Here is a 4,248-nt window from a genome sequence, read left to right as displayed (position 1 = left end):
GGCGGCCCGGCGGGCGGTGGGGCTGCCGTACGTGTGGGGCGCCAACGGTCCTTCGGGCTTCGACTGTTCGGGGCTGACCCAGTGGGCGTACGCCCAGGCAGGCGTCGGACTGCCGCGCACCTCCCAGGCCCAGCGGTACGCCGGACACCGGGTGCCGCTCTCGCAGGCGCGGCCCGGCGACCTCGTGGCGTACCGCGACGACGCCAGCCACATCGCCATGTACGCGGGGAACGGCCAGGTGATCCACGCGCCCTACCCCGGCGCCGCCGTGCGCTACGACCCGGTCGGCATGATGCCTGTCTCCTCCGTCACACGCGTCTGATCCGGCGCACCGTACGATCGGCCGCGTGGCGGCTCGCGGACGTACCGGAACAGCACCCAGGGCGCGCGGCGTACGCCGCCGCTCCGCGCTGTCGCTCGCCGGCGCTTCGCTCGCCGGCCTGCTGCTCGCCGCCGGCTGTTCGGCCCCGGCCGCACCTCCCGACCCGGCGACCCCGGACATCCGGGAGACCCTGGACCACCGGGCCGCCGCCGTCGTCCACCACGACGAGAGCGCCTATCTGGCGGCCTTCGGCCCGGCGGCCACCACCTTGCGCCGGGCCGAGCGCGCGGAGTTCGAGAACCTCGCCGAGGTGCCGCTGCGCTCCTGGACGTACCACCTCACCGGTGTCCGGCGCTCCGGCACCAGGGCGACTGCCACGGCCGACCTGCGCTACCGCATCGCCGGCTACGACACGTCGCCCGTGTCGACGCCCCGCACCCTGGAGCTGGCCGAGCACGGCGGCCGCTGGTACGTCACGGCCGACCGGCCCGGCAAGGGCGGCGCGCGGCAGCTCTGGCAGCAGGGCCGCGTGAGTGTCGTACGGGGCAGCCGGAGCCTGGTCCTCGGCGTCGGCCAGGACGCGGCGACACTGCACGGGATCGCCGCGGCGGCCGACAAGGCCGTACCGGCCGTGGACAGCGCCTGGCCGGGCGCCTGGGCGCGGCGGGTGGTCGTGCTGGTGCCCGGCTCCGTCGACGCCATGGCGGAGCTGCTGGGGGCGCCCACGGCCAGTTACCGGGGCATCGCGGCCGTCACCACGGGGGAGACCGGCAGCTCCGCCACGGCGTCGACGGCGCCCGCCGACCGGGTCATCGTCAACCCCGACGCGTACGGCCTGCTCGGCGCGTTCGGCCGGGGCGTCGTCCTCACCCACGAGACGACCCATGTGGCGACCCGTACGGCCACCTCGGCCGCCACCCCGACCTGGCTCTCCGAGGGCTTCGCCGACTGGGTCGCCTACCGGGGCTCGGGCCGCACCGCCGCCGAGATCGCCCCCGAACTCCAGGACGCCGTCCGCCTGGGGCGGCTTCCCGCCGCGCTGCCCGCCGACCAGGACTTCGCCTTCGGCAGCGACGCCGACCAGCTCGCCCAGGCGTACGAGGGCGGCTGGCTGGCCTGCGAACTCATCGCCGGACACTGGGGCGAGAAGCGGCTGACGGACTTCTACCGCGCGGTGGGCGCGCACGACGGGCGCGCGGGCGCGGTGGAGGACGCGATGCACGACGTACTGTCCACGACGCCCGACGACTTCACGGCGCGGTGGCGTGACTATCTCCGGCAGCGGCTGGGCTGACCCGGCCGTCGCTGAGGTCCGCGTACGGCTCGGCGGGCTGTTCCACCCGCGTACGTGTGCGCCGGCCCGGCACCGCCTGCCGCCACAGCCGCCGGCACGCGATCACCGAAGCGGCCACCAGCAGGCCGTTGCGTACGAGGAGCAGCAGCACCCCGCTCACATCGCCCGCCACCACCTCCCCGAACCCGATCGGGAACTCCAGCAGCGTCACCCCGGTCGCCACCAGCACCAGCCGGACGGGCAGCGCCATCAGGCTCGTACGCGCGACCAGGCACGCGGCGCCGAGCCCCACCAGCCACAGCATGTACTGGGGGCTGATGACCCGGCTCGTGGTGGTGAACAGCAGTACGGCGGCGAACGCCGCGTCACCCGGCGTACCGGACGTGAACACCCGCGCCCGCAGCCGCCACACCAGCAGCCAGCCGAAAGCGAGCAGGCTGAGCGCCATCGCAGCCGCGCTGACGAGGGGGACGTAGGGGCCCATGAACTCCAGCGAGCCGTAGTGCAGCCGTACCTCGCCCTGCCAGCCGAAGTGCCTCGCCACCTGGAAGACCAGCGCCCCCAGCGACTCCACCTCGGTGCCCCGGTCACGCTGATGGGTGACGAAGTCCAGCGCCCCCGGCATCGCCGCGCAGCACGCCAGCGTGACGGCGGCGCCCGTCACCGCCGCCGTGGTCCACGACCGCCGGGTGGCCGTGCCGCGCTCCGTACCCACCAGCAGCAGCACCGGCCACACCTTCAGCAGCGCGCCGAACCCGGCGAGCGCGCCCAGCACCCTCGGCCGGCGCGCCCCGGCGAGCAATCCGGCGACGGCGACCGCCGTCACCATCAGGTCGTAGCGCGCGTACGCGGTCGGGCCCAGCAGCGGCACCCCCGCCACCCACACCCACACCGCCCTGAGCGAGCGCCCCTCACGGGCGGCTGCGCGCAGCAGCAGCCGGAACACCAGGGCGTCGCAGAGGAACACCAGCGCGAAGAAGGCGGTGGCGTAGCCGAGGAACGGCAGCACGGCCGGGAGGAGGATCGCCAGCGCGGCGCCGGGCGGGTACTGCCAGGTGACATCGGCCGGCGGATACGTGCCGTGCTTGAACGCCTCGTACCAGTTCCGGTAGATGACCGAGACGTCGGTCGTGACATCGGGGCCCGGCAGGGTGAAGACCCTGAAGACACAGAGCAGCAACGCCGCCCTGGTGAGGGCCCATACCGCGACCGGGGACCGTACCCGGCGCGCACCCGACATGATCATTTTGTTCCGTTCCGTACGTGATGGCGGAAGCCATGATGCCTGTCGACCCGGCGCGGAACCCACCCGGCGGGGCCGCCCGGTAACGTCTCTGCCGATGCACAAGACCCTGATCGTGACCAATGACTTCCCGCCCAGGCCCGGCGGTATCCAGGCGTTCCTGCACAACATGGCGCTGCGGCTGGACCCCGAGCGGCTCGTCGTCTACGCCTCGACGTGGAAGCGCGGCGAGGAGGGCGCGGCGGCGACGGCGGCGTTCGACGCCGAGCAGCCGTTCACCGTCGTGCGCGACCGCACGACGATGCTCCTGCCGACCCCGCGCGTCAGGCGCCGCGCCGTCCAACTGCTGCGTGAGCACGGCTGCGAGTCGGTGTGGTTCGGCGCGGCGGCTCCGCTGGGGCTGCTGGGCCCCGCGCTGCGCGCGGCGGGCGCGCGGCGCCTGGTCGCGACGACGCACGGGCACGAGGCGGGGTGGGCGCAGTTGCCGGGATCCCGTCAGCTCCTGCGGCGCGTCGGCGAAGGCACGGACACGATCACCTATCTCGGTGAGTACACCCGCTCACGCATCGCCCCCGCACTGACGCCCGCCGCCGCGTCCCGCATGGTGCGGCTGCCGCCGGGCGTCGACGAGAAGACCTTCCACCCCGGCTCGGGGGGCGCGGAGATCCGCGCGGCGCTGGGCCTGGCCGAACGCCCGGTCGTGGTCTGCGTATCGCGGCTGGTGCCGCGCAAGGGGCAGGACACACTGATCCGCGCGATGCCGTCGATCCTGGCGCGGGTACCGGACGCGGTGCTGCTGATCGTGGGGGGCGGCCCGTACGAGTCGGCGCTCCGCAAACTGGCCGCGTCCACGGGGGTCGCCGACGCGGTCCGCTTCACGGGCGCGGTCCCGTGGGCGTCGCTGCCGGCGCACTACGGGGCGGGCGACGTCTTCGCGATGCCGTGCCGGACGCGGCGCGGGGGGCTGGACGTCGAGGGCCTGGGGATCGTCTACCTGGAAGCCTCGGCGACGGGCCTCCCGGTGGTGGCCGGAGACTCGGGCGGCGCGCCGGACGCGGTGCTGGACGGGGAGACGGGCTGGGTGGTCAGCGACGGCCGGGAGGCGGCGGACCGGATCGTGACGCTGTTGGGCGACGCGGGGCTGCGGGCGCGGATGGGGGAGCGGGGGCGGCGCTGGGTGGAGGACACGTGGCGCTGGGACGCGCTGGCGTCGGGGCTGCGGGGGCTCCTCTAGAGTCGCGGTGCGCTTGGTTGCGCCCGGTTCGTGGTTGCGGCCGGTGGGTTCGGTGCCGGGCGCCGGGGCCTCCGGAGGCACATGTCCGGACGTGTGATTTACGGCGTTGTCACCGCGGAACGTGTTGCTTGAGGCGGTTGTGCGCCACAAATCTC

General features: G+C 74.5%; 4 protein-coding genes. 3 read left to right on the top strand and 1 reads right to left on the bottom strand.

All coding sequences use genetic code 11. The annotated features are described in order from the left end of the window. Together QR77_RS09075 and QR77_RS09070 are read left to right on the top strand one after the other, a co-directional pair. On the top strand, positions 1–322 hold a 322-nt coding region (locus tag QR77_RS09075), incomplete at its 5' end, for a C40 family peptidase (protein ID WP_236710571.1). 88 nt (positions 323–410) lie between these two features. Next, on the top strand, positions 411–1,616 hold the full coding sequence (locus QR77_RS09070) for a hypothetical protein (RefSeq protein WP_078877771.1): 1,206 nt from the start codon (positions 411–413) through the stop codon (positions 1,614–1,616). On the opposite strand, the gene QR77_RS09065 is transcribed toward QR77_RS09070, so the two are convergent. Continuing rightward, positions 1,573–2,856 (bottom strand): glycosyltransferase family 87 protein, encoded by a 1,284-nt coding sequence (locus QR77_RS09065; RefSeq protein WP_040027580.1) that lies wholly within the window; start codon positions 2,854–2,856, stop codon positions 1,573–1,575. The genes QR77_RS09070 and QR77_RS09065 overlap by 44 nt on opposite strands. A 100-nt stretch (positions 2,857–2,956) precedes the next feature. Here QR77_RS09065 and QR77_RS09060 point away from each other — a divergent pair, with 100 nt between their 5' ends. Further along, positions 2,957–4,093: a glycosyltransferase family 4 protein gene (locus QR77_RS09060; protein ID WP_040020833.1), complete on the top strand. Its 1,137-nt coding sequence runs from the start codon at positions 2,957–2,959 to the stop codon at positions 4,091–4,093. Positions 4,094–4,248 lie beyond the last annotated feature (155 nt).

The organism is Streptomyces sp. 150FB (assembly GCF_000818195.1).
Lineage (GTDB): Bacteria > Actinomycetota > Actinomycetes > Streptomycetales > Streptomycetaceae > Streptomyces.
The sequence above is the reverse complement of the archived record's forward strand: the minus strand, read 5'-3'. Positions and strand labels throughout refer to the sequence as shown.

Excerpts from the sequence above, each read along its gene's own strand:
- QR77_RS09065 (WP_040027580.1), bottom strand. The coding sequence starts at position 2,856 with ATGTCGGGTGCGCGCCGGGTACGGTCCCCGGTCGCGGTATGGGCCCTC.
- QR77_RS09060 (WP_040020833.1), top strand. The coding sequence starts at position 2,957 with ATGCACAAGACCCTGATCGTGACCAATGACTTCCCGCCCAGGCCCGGC.